The sequence below is a fragment of the Runella sp. SP2 genome (assembly GCF_003711225.1).
Lineage (GTDB): Bacteria > Bacteroidota > Bacteroidia > Cytophagales > Spirosomataceae > Runella.
In genome coordinates, this window is sequence record NZ_CP031030.1 from 4592564 (window position 1) to 4613693 (window position 21130).

The 21130-nt window shown below is 45.1% G+C and carries 20 protein-coding genes; 11 read left to right on the top strand and 9 right to left on the bottom strand.

Annotation, left to right across the window (positions count from 1 at the left end; genetic code table 11):
• The first annotated feature begins 45 nt into the window (after positions 1-45).
• The 11 genes from DTQ70_RS18290 (at position 46) to DTQ70_RS30785 (ending at position 7776) form a co-directional block, all read left to right on the top strand.
• Positions 46-258 carry a hypothetical protein gene (locus DTQ70_RS18290; protein ID WP_122932144.1) on the top strand — a complete coding sequence of 71 codons (213 nt, stop codon included), beginning with the start codon at positions 46-48 and terminating at the stop codon, positions 256-258.
• Positions 259-261: 3 nt separating this feature from the next.
• Complete coding sequence (locus tag DTQ70_RS18295) at positions 262-675, top strand: PIN domain-containing protein (protein WP_122932145.1); 414 nt, start codon at positions 262-264, stop codon at positions 673-675.
• A 20-nt stretch (positions 676-695) separates the two neighbouring features.
• Positions 696-2219: a lipopolysaccharide biosynthesis protein gene (locus tag DTQ70_RS18300; protein ID WP_122932146.1), complete on the top strand. Its 1524-nt coding sequence runs from the start codon at positions 696-698 to the stop codon at positions 2217-2219.
• 12 nt (positions 2220-2231) lie between these two features.
• A complete protein-coding gene (locus tag DTQ70_RS18305) occupies positions 2232-2732 on the top strand; it encodes a gliding motility lipoprotein GldH (protein WP_122932147.1) in 501 nt (166 codons plus the stop codon).
• A gap of 70 nt (positions 2733-2802) precedes the next feature.
• Complete coding sequence (gene mutS, locus DTQ70_RS18310) at positions 2803-5457, top strand: DNA mismatch repair protein MutS (RefSeq protein ID WP_122932148.1); 2655 nt, start codon at positions 2803-2805, stop codon at positions 5455-5457.
• 48 nt (positions 5458-5505) lie between these two features.
• Complete coding sequence (locus DTQ70_RS18315; protein ID WP_122932149.1) at positions 5506-5808, top strand: hypothetical protein; 303 nt, start codon at positions 5506-5508, stop codon at positions 5806-5808.
• Complete coding sequence (locus DTQ70_RS30775; protein ID WP_164490099.1) at positions 5790-5954, top strand: type II toxin-antitoxin system VapC family toxin; 165 nt, start codon at positions 5790-5792, stop codon at positions 5952-5954. The genes DTQ70_RS18315 and DTQ70_RS30775 overlap by 19 nt, the downstream gene beginning before the upstream one ends.
• A 42-nt stretch (positions 5955-5996) precedes the next feature.
• A complete protein-coding gene (locus tag DTQ70_RS30780) occupies positions 5997-6182 on the top strand; it encodes a type II toxin-antitoxin system VapC family toxin (protein ID WP_164490100.1) in 186 nt (61 codons plus the stop codon).
• 109 nt (positions 6183-6291) lie between these two features.
• Positions 6292-7266 (top strand): ATP/GTP-binding protein, encoded by a 975-nt coding sequence (locus DTQ70_RS18320; RefSeq protein WP_122932150.1) that lies wholly within the window; start codon positions 6292-6294, stop codon positions 7264-7266.
• A complete protein-coding gene (locus DTQ70_RS18325) occupies positions 7266-7445 on the top strand; it encodes a hypothetical protein (protein WP_122932151.1) in 180 nt (59 codons plus the stop codon). Before DTQ70_RS18320 ends, DTQ70_RS18325 begins: the two co-directional genes overlap by 1 nt.
• Positions 7426-7776, top strand: a complete 351-nt coding sequence (locus DTQ70_RS30785; protein ID WP_164490101.1) for a hypothetical protein — start codon at positions 7426-7428, stop codon at positions 7774-7776. The genes DTQ70_RS18325 and DTQ70_RS30785 overlap by 20 nt, the downstream gene beginning before the upstream one ends.
• Positions 7777-7891: 115 nt before the next feature.
• Here DTQ70_RS30785 and DTQ70_RS18335 read toward each other — a convergent pair whose 3' ends face one another.
• The 9 genes from DTQ70_RS18335 to DTQ70_RS18375 form a co-directional block, all read right to left on the bottom strand.
• Complete coding sequence (locus DTQ70_RS18335) at positions 7892-8077, bottom strand: DUF5522 domain-containing protein (protein ID WP_122932153.1); 186 nt, start codon at positions 8075-8077, stop codon at positions 7892-7894.
• Between the two features lie 56 nt (positions 8078-8133).
• On the bottom strand, positions 8134-9384 hold the full coding sequence (locus DTQ70_RS18340) for an MFS transporter (RefSeq protein ID WP_122932154.1): 1251 nt from the start codon (positions 9382-9384) through the stop codon (positions 8134-8136).
• Positions 9385-9513: 129 nt separating this feature from the next.
• A complete protein-coding gene (cobA, locus tag DTQ70_RS18345) occupies positions 9514-10257 on the bottom strand; it encodes a uroporphyrinogen-III C-methyltransferase (RefSeq protein WP_122932155.1) in 744 nt (247 codons plus the stop codon).
• A gap of 4 nt (positions 10258-10261) precedes the next feature.
• Positions 10262-12433, bottom strand: a complete 2172-nt coding sequence (locus DTQ70_RS18350; protein ID WP_122932156.1) for a nitrite/sulfite reductase — start codon at positions 12431-12433, stop codon at positions 10262-10264.
• 177 nt (positions 12434-12610) lie between these two features.
• Positions 12611-14983, bottom strand: coding sequence for a M43 family zinc metalloprotease (locus DTQ70_RS18355; protein WP_122932157.1), 2373 nt, complete (start codon positions 14981-14983; stop codon positions 12611-12613).
• A 33-nt stretch (positions 14984-15016) separates the two neighbouring features.
• Positions 15017-15505, bottom strand: coding sequence for a hypothetical protein (locus DTQ70_RS18360; RefSeq protein ID WP_122932158.1), 489 nt, complete (start codon positions 15503-15505; stop codon positions 15017-15019).
• A 13-nt stretch (positions 15506-15518) separates the two neighbouring features.
• Complete coding sequence (locus DTQ70_RS18365; RefSeq protein ID WP_164490102.1) at positions 15519-16394, bottom strand: hypothetical protein; 876 nt, start codon at positions 16392-16394, stop codon at positions 15519-15521.
• A gap of 146 nt (positions 16395-16540) precedes the next feature.
• Positions 16541-17920 (bottom strand): RagB/SusD family nutrient uptake outer membrane protein, encoded by a 1380-nt coding sequence (locus DTQ70_RS18370; RefSeq protein WP_122932160.1) that lies wholly within the window; start codon positions 17918-17920, stop codon positions 16541-16543.
• Positions 17921-17943: 23 nt separating this feature from the next.
• A complete protein-coding gene (locus tag DTQ70_RS18375; protein WP_122932161.1) occupies positions 17944-21006 on the bottom strand; it encodes a TonB-dependent receptor in 3063 nt (1020 codons plus the stop codon).
• Positions 21007-21130: the final 124 nt, after the last annotated feature.

Sequence of the window (21130 nt, forward strand, 5' to 3'; positions counted from 1 at the left end):
GTGTTAAGAAAAAAATACGGTAAATTTGTTCAAAAAGTTTCAATTATGAGTGCTCTACAAATTGAAAATACAGATAGATATCTAAAAATCACACTCGACAAAGAAGCCTTTGACGAAGCACAAATTATGGATTTACTAGATTACTTACGCACAGAGGATCTCGTAAAAAAAGCACAATTTGACGACTCCATTTTAGAACTAAGCAAGTCTATCAAGAAAAGCTGGTGGTCAAAGCATAAAGACACTCTCTTAAAGTAGCTTATGGAGAAAATTGTCATCGATGCAAACGTACTATTTGCAACGCTCATTTCAAATAACCGAAAGACTAGACTACTTTTAAGTGAAGGCCAGTACCAATTTTTTGCTCCCAAATTCTTATTTGTTGAGCTTTTTGAGCATAAAGACATTATCATTCAAAAATCAAAGCTTGCAGAAGTTGAAGTATATGAGCTGCTAGATAACCTTCTTCAGCATATTCATTTTGTTAGTAATGACTTTATTTCAACGTCTCAATACTGGCAAGCATATCGACTTTGTAAGGATGTTGACGAAAATGACACACCTTTTGTGGCCCTAACCTTAGCACTTGGTGCTCGTTACTGGACGCGTGATGACACCTTAAAAAGGCATTTACGTCAACAAGGCTTCAATCTTCTCTTTGAGCCATTTATTTAACACTATTCGACATAAAATACATGAGTGTCCTCAAAAAATTAGCTGGTGAAACCGCCTTGTACGGAGTGAGTAGCATTTTAGGCAGGGTAATTTACTGGTTTTTAGTTCCTCTTCATACCCACGTTTTTCTTCGTCCTGGCGAGCTTTCTTCCAACACCGAATTATACAGCTGGGTAGCGTTGTTCAATGTCATTTTTACGTTTGGGATGGAAACGGCCTTTTTTCGTTTTGCCAACCGCAATCCCGAACGTCGTCAAGAATATTTTAATCAGGCACAGACCGCAATTACGGTCGTTAGCCTTATTTTTTCGGGCTTGCTCATCGTTATGGCACCCACGTTAAGTCGATTGCTCAATTACCCTGGTGAATCGTCCAACATCGTTTTTCTTGCGCTCATTGTCGCCATTGACGCTATCGTAGCGATTCCTTTTGCGCGCCTTCGTTTGGAGAAAAAAGCCAAGAAGTTTGTGGCCGTGAAAATCATCAACATTGCCATCAACGTCATTCTCAACGTCTTTTTCTTGGTACTTTGCCGCGATATTGCTTTGGGTAAGTATCTGACTTCGCTGCAACCAATTGGCGCATACTTGTACCGTCCTGAAATCGGCCCAGGGTATATTTTTATTGCCAACCTGATTGCCAATGCCTGCTTTTTACTTTTGCTTCGCGAGGCGTTTAAAGGTTTTCAATTTACGTGGAAAGGGCCTGTTTTTAGTGAAATGTGGGTGTATGCCTACCCCATTTTGATTTTGGGCTTGGCAGGAACCGTCAACCAAATGGCCGACCGCTGGTTTTTACGCCACCTGCTTCCCGAAGGGTTTTACCCCAAACTTACCTCAGAAGACGCCCTAGGAATCTACGGAAGTTGTTACAAATTATCGGTCTTTATGTCGTTGGCGATTCAGTCGTTTAAGTACGCCGCCGACCCGTTTTTTTTCTCCAAAGCCGAAGACAAAAACGCTCCCGAGCTGTTGGCACTTGTCATGAAATGGTTTGTGATTGTGTGCGTTGTACTTTGGGTGGGGGTTAGTTTAAACATTGATATTTTAGGGCATTTTATGCTTTCCAAAGCCTACCGCGTTGGGCTAGAAGTAGTTCCTATTTTGTTGTTAGCCAACCTTTTCCTTGGCGTTTACTACAATCTTGCTTTCTGGTTTAAATTGACCGACAAAACCCACTTTGGCACGCTTATTACGTTCATTGGCGCTGCTCTAACCGTCGGGCTAAACGTATGGCTCATTCCTCAAATGGGCTATTTAGGCTGCGCTTACGCCTTTTTGGTATCAAGCGTTGCAATGTGTGTGGTATGTTATTTGTTGGGGGAAAAATACTATTCCGTTCCCTACAATGTAGGGTCGGCACTGGGGTATATTTTCAGCGCAGGGCTATTGATTTATTTTTCAGCCTTCGTAAAAATCTCCAACTTTTGGGTATCGGTTCCGTACCATCTGGCGTTATGTGTGCTGTATGGATTGGGCATTTTGCTCGTTGAGCGAGAATCAATACCTTTGAAAATCCGTCGAAAAATACCGTTTTTGAGCTAAACCAATTTTGCCATGTTTTTTACCACTTACGCAAGAAAAATTACTCAATTTGGGCTGCTTTTAGCCATTACTAGCTTACTTTCTTGCGACTCAAACGCTGTTTTCAAAGATCACGAAGACATCGATGATGGCATGTGGTATGTCAAAAACGAGCCCTCGTTTACCTTCGAAATCACCGACATTTCACAGCCTTACAACGTGTATTATTTGGTACGTAACAGCATTGGTTACCCGTATTACAACTTATTCGTAAAACGTTTTTTGTTGAATGACAAAAATAAAGTTGTCAACGAAGCCCTCAACGAATTGATTTTGATGGACGAACGTACGGGCAAACCCATGGGCGACGGGCTCGGCGATTTATTTGACCATAAAATCGTGGCACTCAAAAACTACCGTTTCCCAAAAGCAGGAAAGTATTCCTTCAAAGTGCGTCAATACATGCGCCAAGACCCCCTGCCTGGCATCATGAGCATGGGCGTAAGTGTGGAGCCTACAGTTGTCAAACAATAAAAAAGGAGCGTCTTTCCTCTTGATATTTTGACTATTTTTGCGGCCAATCCTTACAAATTACGAACTAGGCATGGCCCGCACTGCAAAAAACGCAACCGAACCCGTTAAAGTCAAAGAAACACCCCTCAATCGTCAGTACAACCAAATAAAGTCGAAATACCCAGGCGCCATGCTCCTCTTTCGAGTAGGCGACTTTTACGAGACGTTTGGGGAAGATGCCGTACGCGCTAGTCGGATTTTAGGGATTGTCTTGACGCGCCGCAACAACGGTGGTTCGCAGGAAGAACTTGCGGGTTTCCCTCACCATTCATTGGACAACTACCTGCCCAAGCTGGTTCGTGCGGGTGAACGCGTAGCCATTTGCGACCAGCTTGAAGACCCCGCCGTTGCCAAAGGAATCGTCCGAAGAGGCGTAACAGAATTGGTCACACCAGGAGTTTCGTTCAACGACAACGTGTTGGACGTTCGGCGCAACAATTACCTTGCCTCGGTTCATTTTGGCAAAAACAACGTCTTCGGCATTGCCTTTTTAGACGTATCAACGGGTGAATTTTTGACCACCCAAGGCACCAAAGATTACATCGAAAAACTTCTCCAAAGCTTTGCGCCGTCGGAGGTTTTGTACTGTAAAAAACACCGCCAAGAGTTTACCGAATTCTTTGGCGACAAGTTTCATACCTTTTCGTTTGAGGACTGGGCCTACACCCACGATTTTGCCTACGAACTCCTTACTAAGCACTTCAACACGGCTTCCTTGAAGGGATTTGGAGTGGAAGCCCTGACCGAAGGCGTCGTAGCTGCTGGGGTGATTTTGAGGTACTTAGCCGACACTGAGCACCGCGAAATCCAGCACATTACGCGCCTTACCCGCCTCGACGAAGAAAAATACGTGTGGCTCGACCGCTTTACGATTCGTAACCTTGAGTTGGTCTATCCTCAGCAAGAAGGGGGCGTGCCTCTTATCCAAATTTTAGATCAAACCGTCACCCCCATGGGTGCGCGCTTGCTTCGCAAATGGCTGGTGTTGCCTCTCAAAGACAAAGCGCCGATTGAAGAGCGACTACAAACCGTTGAGCATTTTCTCAAACACGAAGAAATGCTGGAAACGCTCACCCAGCACCTCAAGCAAATTGGTGATTTAGAGCGACTTATTTCTAAGGTGGCCGTTCGTCGTATCAATCCTCGGGAGATGGTTCAACTCAAAAAATCACTGAGTCACATTGCACCCGTCAAGGAGTTGTTGCAAGCGGCCTGGAACGAAACCGAAAACGCTCCTTCCGCATTAGGGCCACTTCGCAAATACGCCGACCAGTTGAACGCCTGCGAGTTTTTGCTCGAAAAAATTGAGACCGAGCTCCGCGACGATCCTCCGACGGTGACCAACCAAGGGGGCATGATTAAAGCGGGTATTGATGCGGAGTTGGACCGTTTGCAAGAACTGGCTTTTTCTGGTAAAGATTATTTGATTCAAGTTCAAAACCGTGAGATTGAACGTACGGGAATTACGTCGCTAAAAATTGCGTACAACAAGGTGTTTGGGTATTACCTCGAAGTGACCAACTCCCACAAAAACCGCGTTCCGTCCGACTGGATTCGCAAACAAACCCTTGTCAACGCCGAGCGCTACATCACGCCCGAGCTTAAAGAATACGAGGATAAAATTTTGAGTGCCGAAGAAAAACTGTTTGTGATAGAGCAGCGCATCTTCAACGATTTGGTCATGACGGCCAACGATTACGTGACTGCCGTTCAGCAAAACGCTCGGATTATTTCGGTGTTGGATGCGCTGTCGTCGTTTGCGGTGATTGCCAAGAAAAACAACTATTACAAACCCGTCATCACCGACGATAAAGCGCTCAAAATCAAGGAAGGACGCCACCCCGTGATTGAGCAGCAGTTGCCGTTGGGCGAAAGTTACGTACCCAACGATTTATACTTGGACGACACCACCCAACAAATCATCATCATTACGGGACCGAATATGGCGGGTAAATCCGCTTTACTGCGTCAAACGGCCTTGATTGTGTTGATGGCACAAATGGGCAGTTTTGTCCCCGCACTGGAAGCCGAAATTGGGTTGGTGGACAAGATTTTTACCCGTGTAGGCGCTTCCGACAACCTCAGTCGCGGCGAAAGTACCTTCATGGTCGAGATGACCGAAACCGCCAGCATCCTCAACAACCTGAGCGAGCGCAGTTTGGTACTTATGGACGAAATCGGGCGCGGAACGAGCACCTACGATGGGGTAAGTATTGCGTGGAGCATTGCCGAATTTTTGCACAACCACCCGCGCCACCGCGCCAAAACGCTTTTTGCGACCCACTACCACGAGTTGAATCAGTTGGCGGAAGATTTTCCTCGCGTCAAAAACTTCAATGTGGCCGTGAAAGAGATGGGGAATAAAGTCATTTTCTTGCGCAAACTCAAAGAAGGTGGCAGCGAGCACAGCTTCGGGATTCACGTGGCACAAATGGCAGGAATGCCGCAAGAAGTGGTACTGCGCGCCAACGATATTTTGCACAGCCTCGAAAAGAGCCACCGCAAGCAAGAAACCACCAAGGCTGTAAAGGAAATGCCAAAAGTGAACTACCAAATGACGCTTTTTGAACCCCAAGACCCTAAAATTGAAGAACTTAAATCGAAGCTCAAAACCCTCGACATCAACACCCTATCCCCCATCGAAGCCCTGCTCAAACTCAATGAGTTACGGCGGTTGGTGGAGTAAGGTTTATTCGATTTTGTATTATATTTGTCAAAATTGACATAAAAAGCCATGCTTATCCTCGAAATTAACGATGCCTCACTAGAACAGAAAATCGTTGAAAAGGCGCGCAAGGTTGGTAAGTCTGTACAAGAGATGCTCAAAGACATTGTTGTCGAAAAAATTCAAGAAGAAGTAAGTCTTGAAACCCTTCCTTTTGAAGTACCTAAATTGGACTATCGACAGTACATAAAAATCATTGATGAACCTCTTGGTGATGAGGCTATTGACGATGCCCCTATTTTTAAGAACGATATTGACACCGTTGAGTTTGCCAAACAATTAAGAAAACAAGCATGGAAAAGGAAATCTTGATGCTTGATACTAATATTGTCGTAGATTACCTTCGCCAAAAGCCCCAAGTACTTACTTTTATTGAAACCTATGGCAAAACTAACTTGGCTATATCACCTATTGTTTCGATGGAAGTGTACCAAGGGGTTTTAGACAAAAAAGACTGACTCCGAACTCGCAAAAAACTCAATGGATTTGCATCTTTACCATTGAATCAAGAAATAATTCAGTTAGCTATGCAGTTACAGCAACAATATATTCTTTCTCACCATGTAGGTATTCCAGATACTCTTATTGCTGCTACTGCCCTTGTGTATGACCTTGAGTTGAAAACCTATAATCTAAAGGATTTCCAATTTATCCCTACCCTGAAAGTGAACAATAGCTTAGAATAGTTTAACATTAATGCTACCCCCACCCATCAAATATTTACTAAAAATCAATGAGTTGCAGCAGATAGTGAAGTAGAAAAGATCTTTTATCTTTGACATAAAGCATCAAATTATGCTACAAAGTATCGAAATAGAAAATTTCCGTTGTTTTGAGAAAGCCAGCATCAGCGGTTTTGAGCAAATCAACCTCATTACGGGCAAAAACAACTCAGGAAAAACGGCGTTGTTGGAGGCGATATATCTCTTATTGAGTTGTGATTATAAGGGGTTGACTAGCACAACCCGCCAATCGGAAAAGGATGTAGAAAAGGAGAAAAATCTTTTTTACAATCAATTGACTCATAAGCCGATTCAAATTATTTCATACGTCGGAACAGAATCTGGAATCCACTTTCAACTTTCAAGTACTAGTCCCAAACAGCACTTTTTTAATGAGATAGATACTCTTAAAAACGGTCAAAAGCAGTATATTAATAACAGTTTTCATATTGGTATTGCTCACACCTTTGTTTTTGATAAGTACAATCAATTACCTGTCAGTGGAAGCTTAACTTCTTTACTTGATTATTGGGATAAGAAGGGCGAAAAATTTAGAGTGCTGGAAGCCCTTAAAATTATTGATAGTTCTCTTATGGATATTCGCACGTTTGCTACGTTCCCAGATGTCTTATATCTTCAAAAACAGGGTAGCTCTGAATACCAGCCGATTTATTATTTGGGAGACGCAGTACAAAAAATAGTTCGATATGTTATTAATATTTTGAATAACTATCCCAACAAAGATGTTTTAAATGTACTTCTCCTCGACGAAATTGAGAACGGAATTCACTACACGGCACAGGCAGAAGTATGGCGAATGCTGATGAAGTTATGTAAGCATTATAATATTCAACTTTTTGCAACAACACACAGCTTAGAAATGATAAAAGCGTTTCAGTCAGTGTGTGCAGAAAAAGAATTTGTGGGAATGGGTGGGTATTTTGAATTGGGCAGAAGCCCCAAAAACCAACAAATCATCGGCGTAAAGCATGATTTAGAAACCCTTGAATATGAATTAGCTTCGGGAGATACCATACGAGGAGAGTAATGAGAAAAGTTATCATCGTTGAAGGAAAAGAAGACGCAGCTTTTGTAAAAGCCCTTGCTCCTGATGTCGAAACACGAGAAATTGAGATTCAGGAATTAGGTGGTGCTGGAAAAGGTGCCGTTAAAGAGCTAAAAAAAGCATTGGATAGTATAAAAAACGATGCATTACTTACTTTCTAATCCCATTGAGAAAATTGGCATCCTACTTGATTTAGACCCCGCAGACTTCAATGAAGCAAGTAAATTAGCATTTGTTAATGCCGCCATTGCATCCGTCTTTGGAGTAGAGGTAAAAGCCGTAGATAGTTTTTACCAAGTTCCTGAAATAGAGGCCCAAATTGCTTGCCATTTTATTTCCCCAAATCTCGATGTTTTACTAAAATCAATTGCTTCTAAACCTTCCCCTAAAGCGGATTGCCTTTTTGCTTGCTTCGAATCTAAAGGAGAAAGACAAAGCTTGGCTACTTTATTACATGCGTTGGGACATTTGTACAGAAGCAGAACGACGTAACGGAGCTAATAATGTGAGTTTCAAGCACACTGCCACAAAAGGTGCATGGCAGTTGGATTCAGAAAAACTCAGTGAGATAAAGAATTTTCTAGCACTTTTTTAGAAAAGCCTAAGCCTATTTCTCGCGTTTAAACCCATAAGGGCAGTGGCGGCAGCCGTTTTTGCAGCAGTAGCCTCGCTTGAGATGATACGCCGCCGTGAATACAATGAAACCGTTTTCGTCGGTATAATAATCTTCTTTCTCTAAACCATGACGGCCAGAGGTAACTGTTGATTTTTGTGAAGAGGAAGGTTCGCGCACTTTTATAGATTTTTGGGCACAGTAGGTATCTAACCAATTGTGCCCAAAAATGTTTTTTACATTAATTCAACTTTAAACAATTCCTTGGATTTAATCCACACCCAGATGACGATAACCATCGTCAGGCTACCACCCAAAAGCACCGACGGGACTGTTCCCATCACTTTGGCAAGCACGCCTGACTCAAACGCCCCAATCTCGTTGGACGAACTCACAAAGACACTATTGACCGAAATAACGCGTCCTCGCATGTGATCGGGTGGGACAACTTGCAAAATTGTTTGGCGAATGACGACGCTAATGGCATCAAACGCTCCCGTGAAAAATAACATCACGACCGACAACCAAAAGTGGGTTGAAACTGCAAAAACAAGCGTAGCTACCCCAAAACCTGCTACCGAAATAAGCATATTGCGCCATGCGTGCCGAGCGGGAGGAAAGTAGGCCGTCATAAAAATCGTCAAAACCGCCCCTACCGACGGTGCGGCGCGTAAGATTCCCAGTCCTTCGGCACCTACTTTTAAAATATCTTCGGCAAAAACGGGCAATATCGCAATTACTCCCCCAAATAGCACGGCTGCCAAATCGAGCGAAATGGAGTAGAGGAGAATTTTTTGTTCATATACAAATTGAATTCCTTCTTTGATGCTTTGCCACAAACTGACCGTTTCTTCTTCGGCAGCGTGCGGAATGGGTTTCTTAGAAATCAACAGCAACATCCCTTGCGTGACGGCTAAAATCACGACCACAACCCACAATGTATTTATCAATCCCAAATAAGCGTATAAAAATCCAGCTACACCTGGGCCTGCAATGGCGCCTACCTGCCAAAAAGTCCCGCTCCACGTAGCAGCGTTGGAATATACTTCGCGAGGGGTTAAAAAAGCTTTCATCGACGATACGGCGGGTGAATAAAACCCTTTGGCAAAACCAATAACGGCCAAAATACCATAAACTGTCAGTAACAACGACGTCTGCGAAAGGTGGTTGCGGTTTTCGGGGTTCATCAAAGCAATCAATCCCAAAGAACAAACCAAAATCACCGATTGGCTGATTTGCATGATGGTGCGTTTGTCTTTGCGGTCGGCATAATGGCCCCCAAATAAGGCCAACGAAATGTACGGAATGGCTTCGGCCAGCCCAATAAAACCTAATGAGAGTGGATCGTGGGTAATTTTGTACAATTCATACCCAATCACCACTTCCTGAATCAAAAGCGCCGCCGTAATGAGGCTATTGGTGGTTATCAGGTTGACAAACTCTGGATAACGCAGCGCGGCGTAGGGATCGGTGGAGATAGTTTTCAACTTAAATTTTTGGTTGATTAAGAAACGTACTCAAAAACTCAACCCAATTTGAGCGGGTAAAGTTGCTTGAGGTACTAAAAAAAAGCCCCCATGTATGATGGGGGACTTGTCAAATAAATGAAGGGTGGGCTAATAATCAGCTAATTGAGAAATTTCTTTTACTTTGTCAGCGAGTTGTGCTACTTTGCCAATCACAATGATGGCGGGCGAGCCAATTCCCTCGGCTTGGGCTAGTTGAAGTATATTCCCGACTTTCCCCGTGACAATTTTTTCATCGGGACGACTGCCATTTTGGATGATGGCGACGGGCAAATTTATCTTTCCTAACTGCGCAAACGTCTCAACGATTTCGGGAAGTTTGTGCATTCCCATCAATACCACCACCGTTGCCGACGAACGCGCCGCCAACGACAGGTCGTTAGATAAGCTGTGGTCTTTGGTCGTGCCAGTAATCACCCAAAAACTCTCGCTCATGCCTCGGGTCGTAAGGGGGATCCCCGCCAAAGCAGGCACTGCATAGCTACTCGAAATCCCTGGCACTACCTCTACAGTAATGCCATGACGCTCAGCATATTCGAGTTCTTCGTAGCCACGACCAAAAATGAACGGATCACCACCTTTGAGGCGCACCACGTGGCCGTATTGTTGGGCGTATTCGACAATCAAGTGGTTGATAACGTCTTGGTTACAGCTGTGTTGAGCAAAACGCTTTCCAACGTTGACTATCACGCAATTGGGTTTACAATACTCCAGCAATTCCGTACTTGCTAACGCATCGTGTAAAACTACGTCAGCGCTTTTGAGGGCTTTGATACCTTTCAAGGTGATTAATTCGGGATCACCTGGGCCTGCTCCAATGAGGGTGACTTTCATAAAACTAGCTGTCTTTTCCAAATTCTACCAACGATAACGCTGGCTCTTCTACTTCTTCCAATTGTGCTTGACGCAATTCGTTTACTTTGCTCAAAAACTGACCAGCAGCTTCCACAAACTGACGAGCAAAGGCTTCGCTTGGTTCGTTTTTGTTGATGCTAAATACTAACTCTTTGAAACCACCTTCGGTCAAATGACCAAATTCTGCGCCGAAGTGCTCGTCAAAGTCACGGATGATGCCATACTGTGTATTGGTAGGCACGCCTTTGCTCACAAGCATGGCTTTTGCCCCAGTTACAAACACATTGTATGAATGATAAATAGCGTCGGCCCAAACAGCTTTTTCAAGGTTTTCCAAGGCCCAGCCAAGTTTTTCTTGGGCTTCAATAAGCGTCGTACCCACCAAGTCAACCAATACACTGGCACATTCTCCTACTCCGACTTCCGTTTGGAAAGGCTCTTCGTGGTCCCAGTCAATGTAGTCGCTTGGCGTAGCGGTTGTCAAATCGGCCAACGGCTTCAACATCGCGTAGAAATATTTGTTTCCTTGGCGGAGGTAGTAATCGTTGTAATATTCACCTTCAAACGAATTGGCTTCATAGTCTTGCAACAACAAACGCAGTGCCGCAGGGCCACGCTTGGTCGGCACTTTCACCACTTTATCGCCAATCATGCCTTCGTTCAATCCGTTGAATCCGCCGCCCAACAACACTTGCAAGGCTGGCAATACGAGTTTACCATTTTTGATGGAACTTCCGTGAAAACCGATATTGGCGGCACTGTGTTGACCGCAGCCGTTCATACAACCGCTGATTTTGATTTTGATGTCGTTGTTGTAAATGATGTCAGGGAATTCTTCTTTCATCATAATTTCGAGCGCACGAGTGATGCCATAGCTGCTCGAAATCGCCAAGTTACAGGTATCCGTTCCTGGGCAAGTGGTGATGTCGGCGGTGGTATCAAAACCTGGCTCGGCCAATCCTAAATCACTCAATTGTTGATAAACCGTGGCCAAATCTTCTGCTTTTACAAAACGAAGCAAATAGCCTTGATTGACGGTAACGCGAATATCGTCGGCGGCGTATTGGCGCACAATGTCGGCCAATTTACGCGCCGTTGACGAGTGCATATCACCCAACAAAACGCGGAGCTGCACGGCATACCAGCCTTTTTGTTTTTGTTCAAAAACGTTGGTTTGAAGCCATTTTGTATAGGTATCATCGGTCGAAGCCGCGATTAGTTCTTCTTTTGTCACTCCACCTTCACGCGTCGAAGTGTATAAGTCCGAACTCGCAAAGTCGAGTCCTTCTGGAAGGTATTCTTTGTTTTTGATGGATGTCCACTCTTCATTTACGCGCTTCAAGAACTCCTCTAAACCAATGTCAGCCAAAAGGAATTTCATACGCGCTTTGTGACGACGCACGCGCTCCCCGTAACGGTCAAATACGCGAATAACAGCCTCAATAAACGGTATAACGAACTTTTCTTCCAAAAACTCGTGCGCAGGTTTTGCCAAAAGCGGCTGTGCGCCAAGGCCACCACCAATCAACACCCGAAAACCTTTGACTTCCTCGCCTTGCTCATTGAGACGGACGAGTGGAATCAAACCCACATCGTGCATAAAAGCATAAGCCGAGTCTTTTTCTGAAGATGACACCGCAATTTTAAACTTACGCCCCATGTCTTGGCAAATTGGGTTGCGCAAGAAATACTCAAAAATACCGTGGGTAATGGTAGTTACATCAAAAGGCTCCAATGGATCCACCCCAGCGCGGGCAGAAGCCGTAACATTGCGAACGGTGTTTCCGCAAGCTTCGCGTAGGGTTATTTGCGCATCTTCCAAATCGGCCCATAAAGCAGGCGAGTCGGCCAACTTTACAAAGTGCAACTGAATATCTTGACGCGTAGTGGCGTGGAGATTTCCTGTGGCATATTTGTCAGAACAATCGGCAATTCGCACCAACTGATCGGCAGTAATACGGCCATACGGAAGTTTGATACGAATCATTTGTACCCCCGCTTGGCGTTGGCCATACACCCCTCTTGCAAGGCGGAATTTACGAAAAGCTTCTTCGGGCACGTTTCCGTCGCTAAAAAAGCTGATTTTGCTTTCTAACTCAAGAATATCGCGGCGCGCGGCTTCGCTTATGTTTGATGTGAATTGGATGTTTGACATATCTATTAACACTTAAACTCTATCGAATTGATATTTTATTTTATAAATTTTTAAAGGGATTTTGCTCCCTTTAAAATGAGGTTGTCCTCTATTGCTGGTACAAAGTACGGTCTTGCCGTGCTAATTTCCTAATAATAAGCCCAAAAACAACGAATAGGCAATAACCAAAGGTTATTATCAAAACTTCACGAGGCGTTTTCGATCGGCGTATTCTCCCAATTGCAAATCAATGAAATAATCGCCCGCGGGGTAAGTTCGAACGTTGATTGGTTGCACAAACGCATCGGTGTTCTTTTCAAACTCAGCTCGCCACACTTCCGCCCCCGTAATGCTTCGCAAGCGAAGAAGCACTTTTCCGCGCAATGAATTGGTAAATTTCACTTCCACCATGCCATCGGTTGGATTAGGACTCAGTGTTAGTTCTTTGTCTGGCAATGTTTCACTGCCCAAAATTTGAACATTACGAACATAAATCGTGGCACTTGCCGAATCGCGACACACATCTGAGCCAGAGCCATTCACTAAATACGTCAATGTCCGAGTTGGACGGGCGGTTACTTGGGGCCCTAGCGTTGAGCTAAGTCCTTCCGACGGCGACCAATTAATCACCCCTGCTCCCCGTGCTTGTAAGATAACGGCTTCGCCAGGGTTAATAAATTGTGCCGATGCTTGAATCTGCACCGAAGGTTTCATCCCTACATCGGCAGTGATGGCATGGGCAATGTTTAAACCTGTACGCACAATATAACGATCCCAACTACCACTTGAATTTCGTTCCCAAGAGGTAGCATTGAGCGATTCGCCGTCGCGGGTAGTGACAAGGGCTACGGTATCACCTGCTACGTAATCAAACTCGACTCCAATCAAGAATGCGAGGTTATTTTGGCTTAAAAGGTTGATATTTTGGTCAAAAACAACTTTGGTTTCTCGGTTGTTTTTCACGTCGTCCAAAATTTTACGCAACGGAATTTCTTTGACTGTCAATTCCGAACCTGGCCCCCCTTGGAAACCGCGGGCATTCCATACTTTAACCCGTACGACGCTTTCAGTTTCGGTACTTCTTGCGGCCTTGGCCACGCCAAATTTCAGGGTTGCTCCCCGTAAATTGGTGTATCCAAGCGGGTTTGAATAAAGCTCTGCAACTGCTTGGGTTCGACGACTATTTTGTCCTGCAATATACCCCGTACCACCCGTTTGACGTAAGACCGTTCCCGTACCAGAAAAGCTAGTGATGGTGGCGCATAATCCCGCGTTTATTACTTCAACATATTCTGTTCTTACAAGCGGGGCCGACGTTCCTGCCGTGTTTGACACCGTGAGCGTCACCTTAAACTTACCCGCAGTCGTGTAAGTTACAGTCGGATTTTGGCTCGTCGAAGTAGCAGGATCACCTCCTTCAAATTCCCATCTCCACGCGGTTGGAAAATTGGTAGAAAGATCCGTGAAACGTACTTGGCCTCCCAGCAATACGGTGCGATTTTCTGCCTCAAAATTAGGAATTGGGTTCCCTGATATAAGTTGACCACACACATTTGAGGTAAGCAAGCTTGCCCGCCGTGGACTTATCTCCATGACCGTTCGCATTCGTGTTTTTTGGTCTCTGGTAAAAATATTAAAACAGGCATCGTCCGAATAGTCCATGTAATTTTCAACCATGTTTGCCCCTCCACAACTAATACGCCCTTTTTGACAGCCACGGCTTTCTGACGCTTGGGTTGGGGTGTCGGCACAAAAATCATCTCCACAAGCAGCATCTCCCCAAATGTGGCGAAGGCCAAGCCAGTGGCCTGTTTCGTGCGTAAGTGTTCTTCCAAGATTATAAGGTGCTCTCAACAGAGAAAAGCTTCCTTTTTGAGAATTTCCAAAATTGGCGTAGTTAATCACAACCCCGTCAGTACTAGCCGCCCCACCACCCGATGGAATCCCCGACAGCCCCGAACTACTTGGAAACTGAGCATATCCCAATAGGTTATCGTCTTGTGCGGCAAAATCAAGCACCCAGATATTGTAATATTTGTTGGGATCCCATGACGTAGTTGGCTTTAGCGAACCTTCAATGTCAGTACGTGCCCAACTTGTACGATTTCCATTGACCCGATCAATACCTGCCTCCGTCATTCGTTGGCCGTTGGGATTAAATTGGGCCATACAAAACTCTATTTCGATGTCAGCTCCTCGGGCGTCATTATTAAAACCGTTGGTATTCACTCTTCGTCGAAAGTCTTCGTTAAGCGTCTCTATCTGCGACTGAATTTGCGCCTGACTGATATTTCGCCCAACACCTACTGCTTCTCCGTTGTGAATCACGTGTACAACAACGGGAATGGTGATAATATCTGCCGCTCCTCTGCTAGACGCCATTTTAGACTTGAGCTCGACCATTTTGCGCTGTAAATCACGCTCAAAATCATCAAGGCTACCTTCGCTAGGAAATCGAAGTCGGCGTAGGCTGTCCATTTCCATGGTGGCACAGGGTTCTGGGCGCCGCTGTGCGTGGGCAGCAAAATTCGTTAGAATAGAAATGGCAAAAATGTATAGTAACTGGCGCATAGTATTTGTACAAAATTGAGACGAGGCACTAAATTATTTCCCTGTGGATGTAAATTTAAAACGGTAGCTCGCATCAACATCTCCGAAATAATACTCAAGAACCATCGTGTTTTCGGTCAATGTCTTTACGATAAACGGCAGCTTAAAGCCTCCAAACAACCGAGGAATACCCATTTCAAGCGTTGCATTGGCGCTCGTCAATTGCCACACATCTGTAATGAGAATATCTGGCTCCGTGGTACGGCATTTGGTTGCCCCGTTGGTGTATTCCATTTTCTTTTCTGCATTTGCATAAAACACAAACTGATCGTCGAGTTGGCACGCCTCAAGGACATCGCTTCCTGCCAAATCAAACGGGTCTTTTTCATCAACAATCGTAACCCCACTCAGCACCCACGTTTTCTTTTCAGTACCAGTGAGTAACTGAGAGTAAGTCAACGGCTTAGGGTCTAATTTTTCGGTACACCCACTTAGCGCACCTATGATTATACCTATTAAGGCAATAAGCATACTTTTTTTCATCTCTGTAAGGCGGTTATTGTGGGACGTAATTTAGTGGAACAATGACGTTGGTATCTTTTCTAGTAGCATAACTATATACCTTCATTCTAATATTCAGCGAGATTCGTTTATTGACAGGATTCCAAACCCCCGTTCCTGACAAAGTATCATATCCACTGGCAAACTGAGGAATCACTTGCTGAGGAATCGTCAGGGTATTATTTCCGTTGTCAATAAAATCGAGGGTTGGTTTTTCGGCTTGGAAACCTACGGGTGCCTCCCAGTTAAAAAACTGTTGAAAACCTATCAATCCAACGTTAATGTTGGAGATAGTATAACGTTTGCAATCCGTACTTGAAATTTCAATATCAGCCAATTGATACGATTGGGTAGCATTGACGGGCAATTGCCCCGTATAAAGCCCATCCATCAAGCAAGCATCCCGAATGGTGAACACCATTTTATTGCCCATTCCACCTTTTCCAAAACCCACTTGTACTTTGTCAGCAGGTCTCACTGCTGTCAGGGCAAACTCAATAGTACTCGATTCGAGTATGTTATTGGCATTATTGAGCAGGTACAAAGTAATTTCGCCAAAACTCTGGCCTACAGGAATAATCACTGTTCCTTTCGTACCCTCGATGCGGTAATCTCTGCCTTCACGGGCAGTACCACCTACGGTATAACTGATGTTGATTGACTCATTGAGTACAGCCCCGCCGTTGTGAACTCTGATTTTGATGGCTTTGGAATAACTTTCCTTGAAACTGAGCGCAGTATCATTAAAAACCACAAAATTTCCTCCTTGGTAGATAATACGTTGTTCTTCACAGCCCGCCAGCCATAACCCCGCTGACACCATCAGAAAAACAAAAACGACTGATTTTATGATTGAATAGTTAGATTTCATTTTCAGATTTTTAATTTACTTTTTCAGTTTTACAGTTTCGGGTTTAACGTTTACTGTTTCGGGTTTACAGTTTGCTGTTTCGGGTTTACGGTTAATATTCTAACCTCAAACAGGAAACCCCAAACCCCAAACAGTAAAGAGAAAACCTAATAACCAGGATTCTGCTGTCCAACCAAAGAGGGGTTTCGTTGAATTTCAGTTTGTGGTATTGGCCAAAGCTCATACTTAACGTTCCAGTTGGTTGAAAAAGCGGACATCACTGCCTGCGCCCGCCCTGTACGCACAAGGTCGTACCAACGATGTCCTTCAAATGCCAACTCATAGACCCGTTCACGTTCGATAATACTAAGCATTTCGCTTTGAGTGGCTGTTGTAATCAACGGAGGCTGTTCAGCTGCTACCAACCCATCACCTGCGCGCGTACGTAACCTATTAATATCTGCGATAGCCCCCGTTGTACCCGTAATTTTTCCCTGCTGCGCCCGTGCTTCCGCCCGAATCAAGTACATTTCTCCCAAACGAAAAACCACAAAATTGCGGTTACTTTCATCCGCCGTTCCATACTTACGGAGTGTCCAACCATTGTCATTACCTTTTTGTTTGGTAAAATCAAACTCAAGGGTTTGGCTACGATTTCCTGACTCTCTCGACAACAACGACACCACCACTTGATTGGAAGGAACCACCTCTCTACGACCTACAAAATAATTATTAATATCTCCCGAGTAATCGTTGAGGGTATATCCAAACTCAAAAATTGATTCTTGGGTAAAATCTCTGGTTACCACGTCATTATAAGAAACCAGTGAATAATTGGTTGAATTGATGAGAAGTGTGGCATAGGCTTCAGCCTGCGCCCAGTTTTTTTGGTAGAGATAATAGCGCGCTAGTGCAGCACGAGCGGCGTTTTTGGTGGCATATCCTGCAAATACGTTACGGTCTTGCGGGTCGCCATCAGGCAAATCAGCAAGTGCCGCTTGAAAATCTTCCAGTGCCCAAGTCAAAATCTCCTCTTTGGAAGCGCGTGGGATGGTACGGTTGGTAGCTAATGTCGTTGAAGTAACTTTGGGAATACCTCCAAAGGTATGCGCACCGATAAAATTGGCATACCCGCGTAAGAATTTGGCTTCTGCTGTCAGCACCTTCGCATCAGCCGCCCGCACACTCGCGATGGTTGGAAGGCGCTCTAGCACAAAATTGGCCAAATAAATCGAGCGAAACACACTCCCCCACAAAGCCCCAACGACTCCGTTGGAAGGGGTAATTTGTTTGGTACCCAATTCTCGGTAATCCGTAAAAGTTCCTAGGTGAATAATGTTATCGGCCGTAAAATCGCCCGCTTGCACCGTAGGACTTCCAATGCTCCGTGCCGCCGAATACAACCCAATTCGTACCGAAGGCAAATCGCTGGCAGTGGTAAATACAATGTCATCAATCAGCAAATCAACGGCAGGTGGGTCAAGAACCACCGTGTTACACGCCGACATGAAAGCTGTTAGAAGTAATGCGTATGATAAACGTTTCATAAAATTCGGAAGATTAAAGCTGGTTAGAAATTTACGGTTACCCCACCCACAATCGTTTTTACTTGCGGTAACGTAAAGAAATCGATGCCTTGCGCGGCCGTCGAGCCGTCGAGCGTACTTACTTCTGGATCAGCGCCTGTATAGCGCGTCAACGTCCAGAGATTCGTACCTGTAGCGTACAAGCGTACTGTACCAAGTTTTACTCTGCTTGTCCACTTGGCTGGAATTGTATAACCAATAGCTACGTTTTTAAGACGCAAATACGAGCCATCTTCCACAAGGCGGCTGCTTGAGTAGCTGTTGTAAGTATTGTTATACTCATAACGAGGGACGTCCGTAATGTCACCCGCTTTTTGCCAACGTCGCAGTGCTGCCCTAGTTTGGTTTACCCGTAAATCTGTACCTGGGTTAAGCAAGAAAGAATTACCGTAATTCATGACACTATTTCCGTAAGAGAATTGCAGAAAAGCACTGACATCAAAACCATTCCAAGAGAATGTGTTTGTCAAACCACCTATCAATTTGGGCTGGGCGTTTCCAATCACTTGAGCATCGTCAGTTGTAATTCGGCCATCGCCATTGAAATCTTCATACAAGGCATCGCCAGTAGCCACGTTCACTCCTAAGTACTTGAGTCCCCAGAAAGTTCCGAGGGGTTGACCTACTTGGATGACGTTGGTAGCCCCTACGCCTGCCGCTGAAAAACCACGGAACAGAGGTTGTTCTGAAGCCAATGACACCACCTTGTTATCATTTCGCGAAACGTTCAAATCAGTCGTCCAACGGAATGCGCCGTCAAAATTGACCGAACGTAAGGTAAACTCAAACCCTCGGTTTGAGATGCTACCGATATTTCCTTGAAGCGAGCCAAAGCCCGTAGTCGCAGGCAGTGGTTCGGCAAACAAAAGCGCATCAGTGAGGTTGTCATACACTTCGGCAGTGAAGCTCAAGCGGCCTTTCCAGAACGCGACGTCCAAACCAATGTTTGCCTCCCGCGTTCGTTCCCATTGCAAGTTTGGGTTGCTAAGGCTGATTGGCCCCACGCCCGACGAACCGTTGTAGGTCGTAGCTCCCCATGTTCCTAAAAATTGAAAGTTTCCGATGCGTTCGTTTCCTGTATATCCATAGCTCGCCCGAAGTTTAAGGTCTTCGATAAAGCCCACATCTTTCAAGAAGCTTTCCTCTTTCAAACGCCACCCTACCGAAGCCGATGGGAAGAAACCAAATTTGCGGTCTTGTCCAAAACGAGACGAACCGTCGTAGCGAGCAGTAGCGCTAAACAAATATTTGTCTTTGTAGTCGTATTTTATTTCTCCAAAACCAGATACTAAACCATTTTGAGCAAAAAATGAACTACCAGCATCGACAACCCCAGCGGATGCAATGTAAGTAAACTCATCGCGAGGAAAAATACGCCCCTGAACACCCGAAGAAAGCCCCTGAGAATGAAGAAGCTCCCCTCCCACCAATCCACTAATATGATGATCCTCCGAAATGCTGGTGTTGTAGGTCAAAATGGTTGAATTCAAGAAGGTTGCCAACGAAGACGTCCCGTACGCCCCGTATCCTTGTCCCCCAATCGAAGGTAAACTTCCATAAAAAGTGCCCGTCGGGTTGTAGGTATCTTCTTGCGAACCGTTGTAATCCATGCTAAACTTGGTACGAAGGCGGAGGTTTGACATGAAGGCATATTCGGCATTCAGACCGCCCAAAAACTTAATCCCGTACGTCAACTGACGCGGCAACAATGCCTCGGCGACGGGATTACCGTTGGGGAAGCCTTGGTAGTTGGGATCGTTGGGGGTGTAAAGTTTTGATTGCTCGTTGAAAGGTGCATAAAACGGTAAGCTACGAAGTGCCGAACCATAGACGCCATCCACGGCATTGTCGCTAAACACACGGCGGTTTTTGGTACTACCGATACTTAGGTTTAGTCCAAACGAAAGTTTAGGAGACGCCTTATGATCGAGGTTAAAAGAACCCGTGTAGCGCGCAAAGCGGTTGTTGAGCTGCACCCCTTCTTCGTCACGATAGCTACCACTCAAATAAAAGCGCGTACGATCATTCCCCCCCGAAGTAGAAAGTTGGTATTGTTGATAAATCCCTTTACGAAGTACTTCATCTACCCAATTGGTATTAACCGCATCCGTTACACCAGGAATCAAGCCGAGGGCATCGGGATCAACCATGTCCTGAAAACGCGTTTGTTTGGCGTTGAAATTGGCGACAGCTTCACGTTGAAGGGTCAAAATTTCGCTTGAGCTTAACAAATCGAGGCGCTTAACCACGTCCGATACCCCGCGCTGTACATCAAATGTAATATTGGTTTTTTGGTTGGCTTTGCCGCGTTTTGTCGTAATTAGTACTACGCCATTAGCTCCTCTTGCGCCATAAATTGCTTTCGCCGAAGCATCTTTGAGAACTTGAATGGACTCAACATCGCTGGTGTTAAAAGCCGCAATCGCATTGTCTTGCTGGCCTCCGTAGCTAAATTGTGATACGGCTCCGTCATACACTGGAATGCCATCAACAATCATCAACGGGCGGTTGGAAGCATTAATTGAGGTATTCCCACGGATGACAACCTTGACCCCGCCCCCAGGTGTTCCAGATGCGGCCGATACACGAACCCCTGCCGCCTGTCCTTGTAAGGCTTGGTCAATCCCTGAAACGGGCAAGTTTTTGAGGCGATCCCCTTTTACAGTGGTCATGGCACTAATGACATCCTTTTGCTGGGTGGTTGTGTAACCTGTCACCACGACTTCGTTAAGTTGGGTAGGGCTTTCGAGAAGCTCGACGTTGATGACCGTTCGGTTAGTGACCACTACCTCTTGACTGAGCATTCCGACAAACGAAAAAGCCAACGTTACTTTTCCGTCGGGCACCACAATCCGATAACTACCCTCGGCATCGGTCGAAACCCCCGTCGTAGCGCCTTTGAGGGTAACGTTTACGCCTGGCAAAGGCTGCGCGTCGGTAGCAGAAGTGACCTTACCCGTTATCGTACGATTTTGGGCCCAGAGTGCTCCATAGAAGCCCAAGGTCATGCTTAAAATGAAGAAAGACTTGCGTAACAATTGATTCATGTAAACGTATTTTATAAATCAGGCGTTTCGGAAAAAAATTAGCTATTAGGTTAGAAAAAATATACGAATTGGGCTAATTGTCAGCGTTTTTTCGACTAGGTAAACGAAGCCACTTTTAGTAAAC

What these genes read in the sequence shown, in the direction of transcription:
- DTQ70_RS18290 (WP_122932144.1), top strand. Translation starts at nt 46, where the DNA reads ATGAGTGCTCTACAAATTGAAAATACAGATAGATATCTAAAAATCACA.
- DTQ70_RS30775 (WP_164490099.1), top strand. Translation starts at nt 5,790, where the DNA reads ATGGAAAAGGAAATCTTGATGCTTGATACTAATATTGTCGTAGATTAC.
- cobA (WP_122932155.1), bottom strand. Translation starts at nt 10,257, where the DNA reads ATGAAAGTCACCCTCATTGGAGCAGGCCCAGGTGATCCCGAATTAATC.
- DTQ70_RS18350 (WP_122932156.1), bottom strand. Translation starts at nt 12,433, where the DNA reads ATGTCAAACATCCAATTCACATCAAACATAAGCGAAGCCGCGCGCCGC.
- DTQ70_RS18360 (WP_122932158.1), bottom strand. Translation starts at nt 15,505, where the DNA reads ATGAAAAAAAGTATGCTTATTGCCTTAATAGGTATAATCATAGGTGCG.
- DTQ70_RS18355 (WP_122932157.1), bottom strand. Translation starts at nt 14,983, where the DNA reads ATGCGCCAGTTACTATACATTTTTGCCATTTCTATTCTAACGAATTTT.
- DTQ70_RS18300 (WP_122932146.1), top strand. Translation starts at nt 696, where the DNA reads ATGAGTGTCCTCAAAAAATTAGCTGGTGAAACCGCCTTGTACGGAGTG.
- DTQ70_RS18305 (WP_122932147.1), top strand. Translation starts at nt 2,232, where the DNA reads ATGTTTTTTACCACTTACGCAAGAAAAATTACTCAATTTGGGCTGCTT.
- DTQ70_RS18320 (WP_122932150.1), top strand. Translation starts at nt 6,292, where the DNA reads ATGCTACAAAGTATCGAAATAGAAAATTTCCGTTGTTTTGAGAAAGCC.
- DTQ70_RS18295 (WP_122932145.1), top strand. Translation starts at nt 262, where the DNA reads ATGGAGAAAATTGTCATCGATGCAAACGTACTATTTGCAACGCTCATT.
- DTQ70_RS18365 (WP_164490102.1), bottom strand. Translation starts at nt 16,394, where the DNA reads ATGAAATCTAACTATTCAATCATAAAATCAGTCGTTTTTGTTTTTCTG.
- DTQ70_RS30785 (WP_164490101.1), top strand. Translation starts at nt 7,426, where the DNA reads ATGCATTACTTACTTTCTAATCCCATTGAGAAAATTGGCATCCTACTT.
- DTQ70_RS18370 (WP_122932160.1), bottom strand. Translation starts at nt 17,920, where the DNA reads ATGAAACGTTTATCATACGCATTACTTCTAACAGCTTTCATGTCGGCG.
- mutS (WP_122932148.1), top strand. Translation starts at nt 2,803, where the DNA reads ATGGCCCGCACTGCAAAAAACGCAACCGAACCCGTTAAAGTCAAAGAA.
- DTQ70_RS18325 (WP_122932151.1), top strand. Translation starts at nt 7,266, where the DNA reads ATGAGAAAAGTTATCATCGTTGAAGGAAAAGAAGACGCAGCTTTTGTA.
- DTQ70_RS18315 (WP_122932149.1), top strand. Translation starts at nt 5,506, where the DNA reads ATGCTTATCCTCGAAATTAACGATGCCTCACTAGAACAGAAAATCGTT.
- DTQ70_RS18375 (WP_122932161.1), bottom strand. Translation starts at nt 21,006, where the DNA reads ATGAATCAATTGTTACGCAAGTCTTTCTTCATTTTAAGCATGACCTTG.